Origin of the sequence: Streptomyces sp. KM273126 (assembly GCF_004337435.2) — a bacterium.
GTDB classification, from domain to species: domain Bacteria; phylum Actinomycetota; class Actinomycetes; order Streptomycetales; family Streptomycetaceae; genus Streptomyces; species Streptomyces acidicola.
On record NZ_SJXB02000001.1, the window covers coordinates 2,884,462 to 2,899,381 of the forward strand.

Annotated in this window: 13 protein-coding genes and 2 pseudogenes; 10 read left to right on the forward strand and 5 right to left on the reverse strand. The window is 70.1% G+C overall.

Annotated elements, in window-relative coordinates; all coding sequences use genetic code 11:
* Positions 1-46: 46 nt before the first annotated feature.
* Positions 47-523 carry a YfbM family protein gene (locus E0500_RS12425; protein ID WP_131567741.1) on the reverse strand — a complete coding sequence of 159 codons (477 nt, stop codon included), beginning with the start codon at positions 521-523 and terminating at the stop codon, positions 47-49.
* A 135-nt stretch (positions 524-658) separates the two neighbouring features.
* Positions 659-1,456, reverse strand: coding sequence for a TioE family transcriptional regulator (locus E0500_RS12430; RefSeq protein WP_131567739.1), 798 nt, complete (start codon positions 1,454-1,456; stop codon positions 659-661).
* A gap of 114 nt (positions 1,457-1,570) precedes the next feature.
* Between E0500_RS12430 and uvrA the strand changes: the two genes are divergently transcribed.
* Positions 1,571-4,078 (forward strand): excinuclease ABC subunit UvrA, encoded by a 2,508-nt coding sequence (gene uvrA, locus E0500_RS12435; RefSeq protein WP_131567737.1) that lies wholly within the window; start codon positions 1,571-1,573, stop codon positions 4,076-4,078.
* Between the two features lie 85 nt (positions 4,079-4,163).
* Complete coding sequence (locus E0500_RS12440; RefSeq protein ID WP_131567735.1) at positions 4,164-4,874, forward strand: VOC family protein; 711 nt, start codon at positions 4,164-4,166, stop codon at positions 4,872-4,874.
* A 53-nt stretch (positions 4,875-4,927) separates the two neighbouring features.
* Here E0500_RS12440 and E0500_RS12445 read toward each other — a convergent pair whose 3' ends face one another.
* Together E0500_RS12445 and E0500_RS12450 are read right to left on the reverse strand one after the other, a co-directional pair.
* On the reverse strand, positions 4,928-6,319 hold the full coding sequence (locus tag E0500_RS12445) for a cytosine permease (protein WP_131567733.1): 1,392 nt from the start codon (positions 6,317-6,319) through the stop codon (positions 4,928-4,930).
* 111 nt (positions 6,320-6,430) lie between these two features.
* Positions 6,431-6,802 (reverse strand): PLD nuclease N-terminal domain-containing protein, encoded by a 372-nt coding sequence (locus tag E0500_RS12450; RefSeq protein ID WP_131567731.1) that lies wholly within the window; start codon positions 6,800-6,802, stop codon positions 6,431-6,433.
* A 112-nt stretch (positions 6,803-6,914) separates the two neighbouring features.
* On the opposite strand from E0500_RS12450, the gene E0500_RS12455 reads away from it, so the two are divergent.
* The 8 genes and pseudogenes from E0500_RS12455 (at position 6,915) to E0500_RS12485 (ending at position 13,963) form a co-directional block, all read left to right on the forward strand.
* Positions 6,915-8,372: a menaquinone biosynthesis decarboxylase gene (locus tag E0500_RS12455; protein WP_131567729.1), complete on the forward strand. Its 1,458-nt coding sequence runs from the start codon at positions 6,915-6,917 to the stop codon at positions 8,370-8,372.
* Positions 8,369-9,271: a menaquinone biosynthesis prenyltransferase MqnP gene (gene mqnP, locus E0500_RS12460; protein WP_131567727.1), complete on the forward strand. Its 903-nt coding sequence runs from the start codon at positions 8,369-8,371 to the stop codon at positions 9,269-9,271. Before E0500_RS12455 ends, mqnP begins: the two co-directional genes overlap by 4 nt.
* Before the next feature lie 66 nt (positions 9,272-9,337).
* Positions 9,338-10,006: pseudogene (locus E0500_RS43775) on the forward strand (UbiX family flavin prenyltransferase); the annotation flags it as partial.
* A 114-nt stretch (positions 10,007-10,120) separates the two neighbouring features.
* Entirely contained in the window at positions 10,121-10,576 is a 456-nt protein-coding gene (locus tag E0500_RS43780; RefSeq protein WP_131564400.1) for an Lrp/AsnC family transcriptional regulator, read from the forward strand.
* Between the two features lie 177 nt (positions 10,577-10,753).
* The gene (gene mqnE, locus E0500_RS12470; RefSeq protein ID WP_131564398.1) at positions 10,754-11,917 is read left to right on the forward strand and encodes an aminofutalosine synthase MqnE; all 1,164 of its coding nucleotides are present in this window, start codon (positions 10,754-10,756) and stop codon (positions 11,915-11,917) included.
* A 378-nt stretch (positions 11,918-12,295) separates the two neighbouring features.
* Positions 12,296-12,820: a GNAT family N-acetyltransferase gene (locus E0500_RS12475; RefSeq protein WP_131564396.1), complete on the forward strand. Its 525-nt coding sequence runs from the start codon at positions 12,296-12,298 to the stop codon at positions 12,818-12,820.
* Positions 12,821-12,904: 84 nt separating this feature from the next.
* Entirely contained in the window at positions 12,905-13,204 is a 300-nt protein-coding gene (locus E0500_RS12480; RefSeq protein ID WP_131564394.1) for a DUF4229 domain-containing protein, read from the forward strand.
* Between the two features lie 87 nt (positions 13,205-13,291).
* Complete coding sequence (locus tag E0500_RS12485) at positions 13,292-13,963, forward strand: TetR/AcrR family transcriptional regulator (RefSeq protein ID WP_131564392.1); 672 nt, start codon at positions 13,292-13,294, stop codon at positions 13,961-13,963.
* On the opposite strand, the pseudogene E0500_RS12490 reads toward E0500_RS12485, so the two are convergent.
* Positions 13,956-14,809 (reverse strand): annotated as a pseudogene (locus E0500_RS12490) (MaoC/PaaZ C-terminal domain-containing protein). The gene E0500_RS12485 and the pseudogene E0500_RS12490 sit on opposite strands and share 8 nt — an antisense overlap.
* Positions 14,810-14,920: the final 111 nt, after the last annotated feature.

Here is a 14,920-nt window from a genome sequence, read left to right on the forward strand (position 1 = left end):
TGCTCGGCGCTCAACGGGCTGCGTGCCGTACGCGCGTGGCCCGGCGCTAGAAGCTGAAGCTCATGAACGCCCCATAGCCGCCCTCGGCCGCCGCGTCGAAGAACGCGACCAATCCCTCGTAGCTGTCTTCGAGCCAGGCGAGTTCACTCTCGGGGTGGAATCGCCAGGTGTTGGGATACACCTCCTCCTTCGTCATCCGCTCGGGGTCGTAGTGAACCGCCAGCCGCTCCCACGGGGTCGCCTTCAACTCCCGTGCCACGGCCCGGACGTGATCCGGCGACCAGCCGAAGAGGGTGCCGTCCTCCTGGATCAGGTACCCGTCCATCAGGAACTCAAGTTCCATGTCCGCCCCGTCGAGCAGGAACTGGAGGCCGGCCCACGCCTTGTCGGGGCCTCCGTGGGGGCGGCCCACGGTGTCGCCGTCGTACAGCTCGTAGATGAACTCATCTGCCCAACTCGGCTCACTCTGCGCCCTGTCCAGTTCCTTCGCTGTCGCGCTGATGAACGAGATGCTCACGCCCATGGCAGGCGATCCCCCTTGATTCCCCGTGTGATTCCCCGCGTGATTCCCCGTGACATTCCTTCGATGTTCCCTTGATCGAACATCGGCGGCCGAGTGTTCCACACGGCTCTGACAAGAGGTGTCACTGGTGAGGTGTCACTGGCGCCCCTGCGTGAGATAGGCGTGCAGCTGCCCCGCCCCGGCGAGCATCGCCGTCGTCCGCTCGGTCAGGGCGGCCCGGCGTGCCGCGATCGCCTCGTGGAGCGCCTCGCTGCCGCCCGTGCGGTGCAGGTCCTCCAGGAGGGGGCGGATCTGGTCGAGGAGGTAGTGGCTGCGGCGGAGGGTTTGGATCAGACGGGCGTCACGGACGTCGGCGGGGGAGTAGTGACGGTACGCGGTGCCGTGTTCCCGGCCCGGTGTCAGGAGTCCGGCGGACTCCCACACGCGCAGGGCGGAGGTGCGTACGCCGAGGAGGGCGGCCACCTCACCGATACGCAGGTCGGGTCCGGGGCGCTGGGAGCGGCGGGGCTTCCCGGCACCGCCCGCCCCGGCGCCCGTCCCCTCGGCCCTCGCTTTCTCGGCCCTCGCCTCCTCGGCGAGCGTCTCCAGGGCCTCGCCCGCCGTCCGCAGGGACACGCGCTCCTCGTGCAGCGCGGCGTGCGCGGCGTCCACGAGGGCGAGGGCGCCGGGGACGTCGCCGGAGTGCACGGTGCGCATGATCTCCGTGGCGGTCACGGGCCCGTAGCCCTTGGCGAGCGCCCGGTAGGACAGGAGGGCGCGGCGGTGGACGTCGTCGAAGGTCCGGTAGCCCGACGTGCTGCGTGGGGCCGGGGGCAGGACCCCGGCCTGCTCGTAGTTGCGGATCTGCTGGGTGGAGATCCCGGCGAGCCGAGCCAGGTCCACGGGGCGCAGACGGACGGCGGCCGCGGGCCGGCGTGCTGTGTGCTCGATCATCGGTTTGAAGGTTACGCGAGCGCCTGTTTCAGATCATTCCCGCACAGCCGCGGGGACGGTCCCCTCCCTTCAGATAAAAGTCCCAACAGGAGCTTCAATGGAAAACTTGAATCCATGGATGACTGCATTCGCGTCACGGGCGCCCGTCTGCACAACCTCAGGAACGTCACCCTCACCATCCCCAAGAACCGTCTCGTCGTGCTGACCGGCCTGTCCGGTTCGGGCAAGTCCACGCTCGCCTTCGACACCCTGCACCGGGAGGGCCAGCGCCAGTACATGGAGTCGCTGGGTATGGTCACGCAGTTCGTCAGCAAGCCCGCGGTCGACTCGATCACGGGACTGTCGCCGTCGATCAGCGTCGACCAGCACCTGACGAACCGGAGCCCGCGGTCGACGGTGGGCACGGTGACCGACGTCTTCACGTATCTGCGCCTGCTGTGGGCGCGGATGGGCTGCCGGCCGTGTCCGGGGTGCGGGAAGGGCGTACCGCCGTCGTACGAGACGCCGGGAGCCGTGTCCTCGGAGACCTCGGAGACCTGGGACGACGAGGCGGCCGAGGGGGAGTCCGTGCCGTGCTCGCACTGCGGGGCGGCCGTACCCGGGCTGGTGATGGGCAGCTTCTCCTTCAACAAGCCCGCGGGGGCCTGCCCCGAGTGCACGGGCCTCGGTTTCGTGCTCCGGGCGGACGCACGGCGTCTGGTGGACGGCAGCCGGAGCGTGGCCGCGGGAGCGGTACTCGGCTGGCACCCCAGGCTGACGGAACGGAACGTGCCGATCCTGCGGGCGGCCGCCGAGCACTACGGCTTCACCTTCGACGCGGACGTACCGTTCGACGAACTCACCGGCATTCAGCGCGACTTGCTCCTGTACGGGGTGGAGAGCGCGGAGTTCGGGCGCCACTTCCCGGAAGCGGCGGCGCGGGTCGAGCCCCCGGCCACCGTCACCGCGGGCCGCTTCGAGGGCGTGGTCACGAACCTCATGCGGCGCTACGCCGACCGTGTCGAGGACACCGACTACCGGGAGAAGACGGAGAAGTTGCTGGTCAAGGAGGAGTGCGGGGCCTGCGAGGGCACCCGGCTGCGGTCGGAGAGCCGGGCGGTGACCGTCGACGGGCTGACGATCGTCGAGGCGGCGCGTCTTCCGCTGGAGGAACTCGCCGCGTGGATGGACGGGTTGAAGGCCGAGCCGATCACCGCGCCCGTTCTCGACGACCTCAGGGAGCGCGTTCGGCGGCTCGTGGACGTCGGCGTCGGCTACCTCACCCTGGAGCAGTCGACCCCCAGCCTCTCCGCGGGCGAGACCCAACGGCTGCGGCTGGCCGCACTGCTGGGCTCCGGGCTGACGGGGGTCCTCTACGTCCTCGACGAGCCGACCATCGGCCTGCACCCGGCCGACACCGAACGCCTGGTCCACGTGCTGCGCAGGCTGCGGGACCTGGGCAACACCGTGCTGGTCGTCGAGCACGACCTCGATGTGCTGCGCGCCGCCGACCACGTCGTCGACATCGGTCCGGGAGCGGGCGGTGACGGCGGCCGGATCGTGGCCCAGGGGACGCCGGAGGAGGTGGCCGGGAGCGAGGGGTCGGTGACGGGGGCATACCTCGCGGGCCGCGTACCGACGCCACCCCGAACTCAGCGGACCACGCTTGACGGTACGTCGCTCACCATCCGGGGCGCCCGTGCGCACAGCCTCAAGGACCTCACCGTGCGCATCCCGTTGGGCCGGCTGGTCGCGGTGACCGGGCCGTCGGGGTCGGGCAAGTCGTCCCTCGTGCTGGACATCCTGGGCCGCGCGGGCCGACGTCGCTTCCACGGGGCGGGCGAAGCGCCGGCCGAGCACGACGGGATCGACGGCTGGGAGGCGCTGGACAAGATCGTGACGATCGACCAGCAGCCCATCAGCCGCCTCCCACGCTCGAACGCGGCGACGTACTCGGACGCCTTCACCCCGATCCGCGAGGTGTACGCGGCGCACTCGCAGGGCCGCTTCACACCCGGCCACTTCTCGTTCAACGTCGCCGGTGGCCGCTGTGAACGCTGCGAGGGCGCGGGCGTGCTCGCCGTCTCGATGCACTTCCTGCCGGCGGTCGAGGTCCGCTGCCCCGGGTGCCGGGGGCGGCGGTTCCGCAGTGAGGTGCTGGGGGTGCGGTTCCAGGGGTACGACATCGCGGAGGTGCTGGAGGCGACGGTGGACGAGGCACTGACGGTGTTCGCGGACGTGCCGTCGGTGGCGGGGCGCCTGCGGCGGATGTCGGACGTGGGCCTCGGTTATCTGCGGCTCGGCCAGCCGGCGACGACCCTCTCGGGCGGCGAGGCCCAACGGGTCAAGCTGGCCAAGGAGTTGTCCCGCCGGGCCACGGGCCGCACCCTCTACCTCCTCGACGAACCGACCACGGGTCTGCACCCCGCCGACACGGCCCGCCTCCTCGCCGTCCTCCGCCGCCTGGTCGACGCGGGCAACACGGTCCTCACCATCGAGCACAACCTCGACGTCGTCCGCGCCTCCGACTGGCTGATCGACCTCGGCCCGGCGGGCGGCAGGGCCGGGGGAGAACTGGTGGCGGAGGGGACGCCCGAGTCCGTGGCGTTGGTGGAGGGTTCCCTCACGGGCCGGTTCCTCTGACGCCGGCTCGAATCGGCGCCGACTGAGATCGGCGCCGACCGAAAATCGACGGGCGCGCCTCGTCAAGTTTGATTAGGTTGGCGGCATGGCCGAGACGATGATTCCGATCCTGCCGTGCCAGACCCTCCCGCCCGTCCTCGACTTCTACCGCGCCCTCGGGTTCGGGGTCGCCTTCGAGCAGCGGAGCCCGAATCCGTACGCGGTCGTCGTACGCGGCGACCTCCAGCTCCAGTTCTTCGGCATGAGGCGCTACGAGCCGGCCCGGTCGTACAGCACCTGCTACGTCGTGACCGACGACGTGGACGCGCTGTACGCGGCGTTCCGGGCCGGTCTCAAGGCGGCGTACGGGAAGATCCCGACCCGTGGGCTGCCGCGTCTCGGGCCGCTCAAGGACGCCTCCCACGGCATGCGCCAGTTCCTCATGACCGACCCGGGCGGCAACTGTGTCCGCGTCGGCCAGCCGGTCGGGAACGACTTCCACCACAGCTCGGTACCCGAGGAGACCTTCGCCCGGGCCCTGCACCACGCGGCCCTCTTCGCGGACTCCAAGGACGATCCGAAGGGGGCCGCGCGCATCATCGACCGTGTGCTGCGCCTGGAGGACGAACGGCCCACTTCCGTGCAGCTCCTGCGCCTCCTCGCCCTGCGCGCGGACGTCGCCGACCGGCTCGGCGACCAGGAGACGGCGGCGTCCGCGCTTGCCCGTGCCGCCGCCGTCCAGTTGACCTCTGGGGAGCGGGAGTCCGTACGCGACGACCTCGACCGCCTTGAGGAGCTGCGCGCGCAGGGGCTGTGACGCCGGGGCGCAGGTCAGGAAACCGGACCGAGCACCTGCCCCTACCCCTACCCCTACCCCTGTCCCCGCCTCCGCAGCACCGCATACAGCCCCGCACTCACCGAGAAGCCCACCAAGCAGGTGACGTCCCCGAACGACGGCCAGGTCTCAGGCACCCGGCCGACGTACTTCTCCTGGTTGGAGAAGAAGGGAACCGACAGCGCGATGCCCGCCAACAGGGCCGTGAGGCCCGGCCAGTTGGTGAAGGCGCGGTCCCCCAGACGGTGGGCGAGTTCCTCGTCGGACGCCGTACGGGACCGCAGCCACCGCTCGACCAGAACCACACCCAGCCACGGCCCCACCCAGTACGCGATCACCAGCAGGAACGCCTCGTACGCGTGGCCCGCGTCCTCCAGGGACGCCCACGCCGCCGCCGTACCGGCCAGTCCGCACAGCACGACGATCGCGCTGCGGCCCAGCCACACCGGCAGCCGCAGCCCCAGCGACGTGATCGACATGGCCGACGAGTACACGTTCAGCGCGTTCGCCGAGATCGCGCCCAGGATGATGGCCACCAGCACCAAGTCACCGAGCCAGCCGGGGAGATGGCCGGTGAACGCCGCTGTCGGGGTGGCACCCTCGGGCGCAGCGATCGTCGCCGAGGCCGCGCCGATCAGGGCGACGACGGAGACCGAGACGAAGAGGCCGAGTGCCGGGTACAGGGCCGTCCTGAAGCGGTTCGTCGTGCGCGGGAGGTAGCGGGAGTAATCCGAGGCACCAGGGTTCCAGCCCGCCGTGTACCCCCACGCCGCGCTGCACGCCAGCAGGAAGCCGCCGGTGCCGCCGCCCGTGCCGCCGCCGCCCAGGTCGGCCTCCCGGAACGTCCACACCCCGGCGAGCAGGAACACCACCGCGAGCGCCGGGAACGCGTACTTCTCGAAGGCGTGCACGAAGTTGTGGCCGATGAAGCCGATCACGATCTCCGCCGCCACCACCAGGAGGAGAGAGGGGAGCGGGCGCAGACCGGTGAGCGTGTTGAGCGCGAAGGCCGCGCTGACGCTGTTCACGGCGAACCAACCCACGCCCGCCACCAGGGCGTTGACCCCCGAGGGCAGAGCGTTCCCCCGGTACCCGAAGGAGAACCGGCCGATCGCCATCTGGGGCACGCCGAAACGCGGGCCGTCGAGGGACAGGATCCCGTGGGTGACGGAGCCGAGCGCGGTGCCCAGCAGCAGGGCGGCCGACGCCTGCCAGAAGTCGAGGCCGAAGAAGAGGACCGAGATCACACCGATGTAGACGGTCGCGAACTCGATGTTCGGAGAGGCCCATGTCCACAGCAACTGCAGTGGGCCGCCGTGGCGTTCGGCGTCGGGGATCGGTTCCGAGCCCGCCGTCTCCACGGCGATGACCCTGTCGCCGTACCCGGGGGCGAGGGTGGTGCTCGTACTGGCGGGAGCGGTCGTCATGCAGCGTAAGTGTCCTGGGCCGGGCAGCCCCGACCCAGGGGCGCATTGTCCGCTTCGGGCGGCGTGCGGGCGTACATCTTGTACGCGGCCGTGCGCCGGCCCTTCAGGACCTCAGTTCTTGGGGTCGCCGTCCTGCTTGCCCTCGTCGGACCTCTCGTCCTTCTTCCTGTCCTTCTTCCCGTCCTTCTGCTCGTTCTTCTTGTCGTCGTCGAGGGACTTCAGGAAGTCGGGGTTGTCGTCCGGAGCGACCCAGCCGCCCCGGGGCCGGCGGGAGGAACCGCCGCCCAGACGGCCCGCCGTGCTGCTGCGGTCACGGCCCACGATCAGCCAGGAGATCGAGCCGACCAGCGGGAAGAGGAGGATGAGGATGGCCCAGAGGGGCTTCGGGATGTGGCGGACATCCTGCTCCTGCGTGGTGATGCAGTCGATGAACGCGTAGATGCTCAGCGCCAGCGGCACAAGGATCATCAGCACCCGGAGCAATGTAATCGGTCCCCTTGTCGGTCCCCTTGGGAGTCACGGCCGTTCGCCGGGCCGGGCGGCTTCGGGCCCCCGGTGACCGCTCCAGAGTAGTGCGTACCGGATACTGGAGCGCATGGCTTACGACGATCTTCGCTCGTTCCTCCGGGCCCTCGATCGGGAAGGCGACCTCAAGCGCATCAAGGTGGAGGTCGACCCCCACCTGGAGGTCGGCGAGATCACCGACCGGGTCAACAAGGCCGGCGGCCCCGCGCTGCTCTTCGAGAACGTGCGCGGCTCAAGCATGCCGCTCGCCATGAATGTCTTCGGGACGGACCGGCGCCTGCTGAAGTCGCTCGGCCTGAAGTCGTACGACGAGATCAGCGAGCGGATCGGCGGCCTGCTCAAGCCGGAGCTGCCGCACGGGTTCGTCGGTGTGCGCGAGGCCTTCGGGAAGCTCGGCGCGATGACCCACGTACCGCCGAAGAAGGTCAAGTCCGACAGCGCCCCCGTCCAGGAGGTCGTCCTCCAGGGCGATGACGTGGACCTGGACGCCCTGCCCGCCCTCTTCACCTGGCCCCAGGACGGCGGCTCCTTCTTCAACCTCGGTCTCACGCACACCAAGGACCCCGAGACCGGCATCCGCAACCTCGGCCTGTACCGCCTCCAGCGCCACGACCGGCGCACCATCGGCATGCACTGGCAGATCCACAAGGACAGCCGCAACCACTACCAGGTGGCGGCCAGGAGGGGCGAACGGCTCCCTGTCGCCATCGCCTTCGGCTGCCCGCCCGCCGTCACCTACGCCTCCACCGCCCCGCTCCCCGGCGACATCGACGAGTACCTCTTCGCCGGGTTCCTCGCGGGCCGGCGGATCGAGATGGTGGACTGCAAGACCGTGCCGTTGCAGGTGCCCGCGAACGCCGAGGTCGTGCTGGAGGGGTGGCTGGAGCCCGGCGAGATGCTCCCGGAGGGCCCGTTCGGCGACCACACCGGGTTCTACACGCCGCAGGAGCCGTTCCCGGCGCTGAAGATCGACTGCGTGACGATGCGGAAGCGGCCGCTGCTCCAGTCCATCGTGGTCGGGCGCCCGCCGACGGAGGACGGCCCGCTGGGCCGGGCGACCGAGCGCTTCTTCCTCCCGCTGCTGAAGATCATCGTGCCGGACATCGTGGACTACCACCTCCCCGAGGCCGGCGGCTTCCACAACTGCGCGATCATCGCGATCGACAAGAAGTACCCGAAGCACGCCCAGAAGGTCATGCACGCGATCTGGGGCGCCCACATGATGTCGCTGACGAAGCTGATCGTGGTCGTCGACGCCGACTGCGACGTCCACGACCTGCACGAGGTCGCCTGGCGGGCCCTCGGCAACACGGACTACGCCCGCGACCTGACCGTCGTCGAAGGCCCCGTCGACCATCTCGACCACTCCTCCTACCAGCAGTTCTGGGGCGGCAAGGCGGGCATCGACGCGACCCGGAAGTGGCCCGAGGAGGGCTACACGCGGGACGGGGGCTGGCCCGAGATGGTGCTGCCCGACCCGCCGACGGCGGCACTCGTGGACCGCCGCTGGAAGGAGTACGGCCTGTGACCAGCGCCTCCGCCGCCCTCCCCCAGCCGGGGCGCACCAAGGCGTTCCTGCGGCTGGTGATGATCGAGCACTCCGTCTTCGCGCTGCCGTTCGCGTACATCGCCTCCCTGACCGCGATGTTCCAGCTGGACCGGAACATCCACTGGGGCCGGCTGCTGCTCGTGACGATCGCGATGATCGGGCTGCGCACCTTCGCGATGGCCGCCAACCGGATCATCGACCGCGAGATCGACGCCCGTAACCCGCGCACGGCGCACCGTGAGCTGGTCACCGGCGCGATGACGGTGCGGCACGCGTGGACCGGCGCGTTCATCGCCCTGGTGTTCTTCCTCGGCGCGGCGGCCCTGCTCAACCCGCTGTGCCTGGCGCTGGCGCCCATCGCGGTGATCCCGATGGTGATCTACCCGTACGGCAAGCGGTTCACGAACTTCCCGCAGGCCATCCTCGGTCTCGCGCAGGCGATGGGCCCGGTCGGCGGGTGGCTCGCGATCACCGGCGAGTGGTCCTGGGACGCGGTGATCCTCGGGCTCGCGGTCGGGATATGGATCGGCGGCTTCGACCTCATCTACGCCTGCCAGGACGTCGAGTCCGACCGCGAGACCGGCGTCATGTCGGTCCCGGCGCGGTTCGGCATCCCGGCGGCGATCCGGGGTGCGAGGGTCTGTCACGCCGTGACCACGGCCCTGTTCGTCTGGTACGCGCTGGCGACCGACGCGGGCGCGTTCTTCTGGCTGGGGCTGCTGGTCGTGGCGGGTGCGTTCGTGTACGAGCACACGATCGTGCGGCCGCACGACCTGTCGCGTCTGAACAGGGCGTTCTTCAGCGTCAACGGGTTCATCGGCATCGCCCTGTTCGTGTGTGCGCTGCTCGATCTGCTGGTGCGTGGTCTGACGGTGTGAGCAGGTGCGGCCCGCAGGCGAGTGACCGGTCCTGAGTGTGGCCCGGTACGCCGGTAGGCTCGGGGTGTGAACGCAGGAGAATCACAGCGCAGGCCTTGGATCGTAGGGGTCTCAGGCGCGTCCGGCACCCCCTATGCCGCCGCTGTGCTGCGTGGGCTGCTGGATGCGGGGGAGAGCGTCGACCTGGTCGTCAGCCGGGCCTCCCGGCTCACGCTGCTCGACGAGACGGGGATCGCGTTCCGGGACGCGCACTGGCGGGACGATCTGCGTCAGTGGCTGGGGCGGGGGGCCGATGGAAAGCCGGGGGTCTTCGAGGACGTACGCGTCGACGACGTACGGCACTGGGCCGCCGGTGATCTGGCGGCGGGGCCCTCGTCCGGGTCGTACCCGGCCAAGGGGATGCTGATCGTGCCCGCGTCCACCGCCTGTGTGGCCGGGGTCGCCCTGGGGCTGAGCAAGGACCTGTTGCAGCGTGCCGCGAGCGTGACCCTCAAGGAGCGGCGCCCGCTGGTGGTCTCCGTGCGCGAGACCCCGCTGAACGGGCAGACGCTGCGGCACCTGGTGACCCTGGACGACGCGGGCGCCACGGTGCTGCCGGCCTCTCCGGCCTTCTACGCGGGGGCCACCCACATCCAGGACCTGGTGGACTTCGTCGCCGGGCGGGTGCTGGACGCGGCGGGCGTCGAGCACGGGCTGTACCGGCGGTGGCGGGGGAGTTGGGCGGCGGGGCGCGGACGGCTTGAACGGCACCGAACCCAGCCCGACTTCACTCTTTCTGAGCACCTGGTAGCGGGAGCGCTACCACTCATCACTACTTTGAGAACTCTTCAGCGGAAGGCAACCGATCGCATGGACGCGGTGGACAGGCAGCTCATCCAGGCCCTCAGGGAGAACGGCCGCGCCTCCTACGCGGAACTGGGCCGCCTCGTGGGTCTCTCCGGCCCCAGCGTCACCGACCGCATCAACCGGCTGGAGGCGGCCGGGGTCATCACCGGCTACCGCGCCACGGTCGACGCGGCCTCGCTCGGTCTCGGCGTGACCGCGCTCATCGGCATCTCGCTGTCCGACGCGGCCGACCACGAGGACGTGGCGGCCCGGCTGCGGGATCTGGGCGAGATCGAGGACTGCTGGTTCATCGCGGGCGACGACTCGTTCATGCTCAAGGTGCGGGTCGACGACGTGGACGGTCTGGAGCGGATGATCCGGCGGCTGTCCGGGACGAAGGGCGTCTCCCGGACCCGTACGACCGTCGTGCTCTCCACGAAGTGGGAGAACCGGGTGGGTGAGCTGCCGGAGGAGGGCTGATGCGGTAGCGCTCCGCTGGGTTGGGCGGGTGTGCTTCGTCGTGGGGCTGTCGGCTCGTTTCGCGACTGCGGGTCGTCCGTGGCTGAGCGCGCAGTTCCCCGCGCCCCTATCGGGGCGCCAGTGCCCGGAGCCGGAGTTGTACGGTTGCACGAGTTGTTGTTGAGGAGAGGCGGAGGCATGGACGTCGGGCTCAAGCGCGAGCTGGAGGAGAAGGTCCGCTCCGGTGAGCGGCTGACCCGCGAGGACGGCATCGCGCTGTACGAGTCGGACGACCTGGCCTGGCTGGGCGGGCTCGCGCACGAGGTGCGGACGCGGAAGAACGGCGACGTCGTCCACTTCAACGTCAACCGGCACCTCAACATGACGAACGTGTGCACGGCCTCCTGCGCGTACTGCTCGTTCCAGCGGAAGCCGGGCGAGAAGGACGCGTACACGATGCGCATCGAGGAGGCCGTCAAGCTCGCCAAGGCGATGGAGAGCGACAACCTCACCGAGCTGCACATCGTGAACGGGCTGCACCCGAACCTGCCGTGGCGGTACTACCCGCGCTCGCTGCGGGAGCTGAAGGCCGCGCTGCCGAACGTGTCGCTGAAGGCGTTCACGGCCACGGAGATCCACCACTTCGAGACGATCTCGGGGCTCAGCGCCTCCGAGATCCTCGACGAGCTCATCGACGCCGGTCTGGAATCGTTGACCGGCGGTGGTGCGGAGATCTTCGACTGGGAGGTCCGGCAGCACATCGTGGACCACCGCACCCACTGGGAGGACTGGTCGCGGATCCACCGGCTCGCGCACGAGAAGGGTCTGAAGACGCCGTGCACCATGCTGTACGGCCACATCGAGGAGCCGCGTCACCGTGTGGACCACGTGCTGCGGCTGCGTGAGCTGCAGGACGAGACCGGTGGCTTCCAGGTCTTCATTCCGCTGCGCTACCAGCACGACTTCGTGGACATGAAGGACGGCAAGGTCCGCAACCGCCTCCAGGCGAGGACGCAGATGGCGACGGGCGCGGAGGCCCTGAAGACCTTCGCGGTCTCACGGCTGCTGTTCGACAACGTCCCGCACGTCAAGGTCTTCTGGGTCATGCACGGCGTGCAGACCGCCCAGCTGGCGTTGCAGCACGGCGCCGACGACATGGACGGCTCGGTCGTCGAGTACAAGATCACGCACGACGCGGACAACTTCGGCACGCCGAACAAGCTGACCCGCGAGGATCTGCTGGACCTGATCCGGGATGCCGGGTTCCGGCCGGTGGAGCGGAACACGCGGTACGAGATCATCCGCGAGTACGAGGGCCCGGACCCGGCGCGGCGGGAGACGCCCCAGCCGATGCGGGTCTGAGGTTCTGGGCGCGGGCGCCCTTCCCGCCGTGGTGGCTTGGGCGCCTACGCGTTTGTTCGTGGGTCGGGTGCGCGCCGGGAGGTCTCCGTCCTCGGTCCGGCGGGTCTGTGGGGGTGCGATGTGCCCGGCGGCGGACGCCGGCCGCTGCGGGCGGACACCTCCCGGCACACCCCCTCACGTGCGTACGCGGCTGCCAGTGCGTGGGGGCGGGTGCCGCCCACGTTGCCTTCGGTGCGGCTATGTGTACGGAGCTCGCGGTGCGTTGTGGCGGCGGGCGCCCCGTGCTTTCAGGGGCGCGGGGAACTGCGCGACCAGCCACATACGACCCGCAGCCGCCCACCGACAAGGACCCGGCAGACGAGAGGTACGGTCCCACGTATGCCCCTCACGTTCCGACTGGACCCGGCCGTCACCCCCTCGCTTCGGGACGGCGTGCTCAAGCTGTGGGCCGACGTGTCCAACGCCGGGGGCGCCGTGGGGTTCGTACCCCCGGTGACGCCGGAGGCGATCCGGCCCGAGCTGGTGAAGCACTTCGCGGCGATGGCCGAGGAGCGGGCGCGGCTGCTCGTGGGGTACGACCGGGACGGCGAGGTCGCGGCGACCGCGTTCTTCACGTTCAACACGCACCGGCTGATGACGCACTGGGTGTGGCTGTACACCGTGATGGTGCACCCCCGGTACCAGGGGACGGGCTGCGGGCGGGAGCTGCTCGCGGCGGCGGCGGAGGCCGCGCAGGGGTTCGACGGCATCGAGGCGATCCGGCTCACCTGCCGGGGCGGTATGGGGCTGGAGCACTTCTACGCCGCCTGCGGGTACAAGGAGGTCGGGCGGATTCCGGGTGCCATACGGGTCGCGCCCGGCGACGACCGGGACGACATCTTCATGCTGCTGACGCTCGACTGAGGCCCCGCTGCAAGATCGTGAGCCGACCGTGCTTCACTGGACGGTGCACTTTGGTAATGGTTCGGAACGGAAGAGTGGATTGAGATGCTCCGCTACACGCTGATGCGCCTCGGTATCTTCGCGGGCTGCTTCGTGGTCGTCTGGGGCCTCGTCTACTTCGGCATCGCCCCACGCGGGCTGGGCGCGTCCAACGGCATGTGGATGATCCTGCTCGCCCTGGTCGTCTCCGCCCCGATCAGCTTCGTGGTCCTGCGCAAGGAGCGGGACCGCGCCTCCGTGCAGATCGTGCAGAAGGTCGACCGCGTGAAGGCCAACCTGGACGCCAACCGCAGCCAGGAGGACGTGGCCGACGACACGGCCCGGGCGCAGGGCCAGGCGTCCTGACAGGACAACCTGTTTTTGGTCCAGGACAACCTGTTTTTGGTCGGACTCCGCGGCCGCGGTGATCCGGAACACGCCTACCCTTTCCCTATGGGTGGTGTGAAGAGCAAGCGGATGCCGCGCGCGGTGCGGGAGCGGCAGATGCTGGACGCGGCGGTGCGGACGTTCGGGCAGCGGGGGTACCGGGCCGCGTCGATGGACGAGATCGCCGAACTGGCGGGCGTGTCCAAGCCGTTGGTGTATCTGTACCTGAACTCGAAGGAATCCCTCTTCACCGCCTGCATCCGGCGTGAGGCGAAGGCGCTCACCGAGGCCGTGCGCACGGGGGTGCGGACCGAGTTGCCCGCCGACCGTCAACTCTGGGAAGGGCTCCAGGCGTTCTTCACGCACACCGCCGAGAACCCGGACGGCTGGGCGGTGCTGCACCTCCAGGCCCGTACGCACGGCGAGCCCTTCGCGGCCGAGGTGGCCGCGATGCGTGAGGAGTTGGTCGCGTTCGTCACCGAGCTGATCGCGGTGGCCGCACGAGAGGCGCACCGGGACCCGTCACTGGAGGAAGGGGAGGTCGCCGGGCTCGGCGAGGCCCTCGTCGGTGCCGCCGAGTCGCTGGCCGACTGGGCCAACGCCACCCCGGACGTCACGGCCTGGCAGGCGGCCGCGACCCTCATGAACTTCGCCTGGGCGGGCCTCGGCAACCTCATGGACGGGCGCCCCTGGTCGCCGCCGAGCGGCACGGACGCCCCGGTGCCGGCTCTCACGTGAGCAGTGGGTGCACCGCCCCGGTGATGTGCACCCGGCCCTCGTGACCCCGTAGTGCGAAGCGGCCGCCTTCCGCCGCGTACGTCACCGTCCCGGGCAGCAGCACCGGCGCCCGGAACTCCGCGCGCGCGAACGCCGCTCCGGGTGTGCCGTGCTCGGCCAGACAGCGCGCCACCGTCCACATGCCGTGCGCGATGGCGCGAGGGAAGCCGAAGAGGCGGGCGGTGAGGGGTGGAGGTGGATGGGGTTGCGGTCACCGGAGACCGTTCCGTAGCGCCGTCCGATGTCCCCGGCCAGGTGCCATTCGGCGATGGTGGGGAGGGGGCCCGGGCTCGGCAGGGGGTGTTTGTCCGAAGGTGGTGCCGCTCGGTCGTGCGTTCTGTGCCGGGCCAGGTAGGTGCTGCGTGACTCCCACACGACGGTGCCGTCGGTTCGCGCCTCGGTCACGACCGCCGCCTCGGTGCCACGGTGGTGCGGTGTCAGCTCCTGTACGTACACGGTTAGTTCGTAGTCGTCGGTTGCGGGCAGCGGGTGGCGTCGGGTGATCTCGATCGAGGTGTGGACGAGTCCGAGGAGCGGGAGCGGGAAGTCGCGATCGCTCATCAGGAGCATGGCCGACGGGAAGCCGAGGACGTGCGGGAACGTGATCGGCAGGGCGTCGTCACCGGTCGGGAAGCCGCACACCCGCTCGTACGCGGCCAGGCGGGCGAGATCGACGCGTATGCCGGGCAGGACCAGTCGGGTGCGGGGGAAGTCCGCGTCCGGGCTCGGCCGCTTGAAGGGGGAACGCAGGGCTCCGCGGGCCAGGAGGGGTGTGAGGGCGGGGGAGTTGGTGAGGACGACGGTCATGGGCCGTGCCCCCGGCCGCTCGGGCTGCGGTCGGCCATGTTCGACTCCCAGCTCTGAGGAGTTCTGAAGTCCTTACTTCGAAGTAAGGTTACTGGTGGTAAGGGTAGGTCA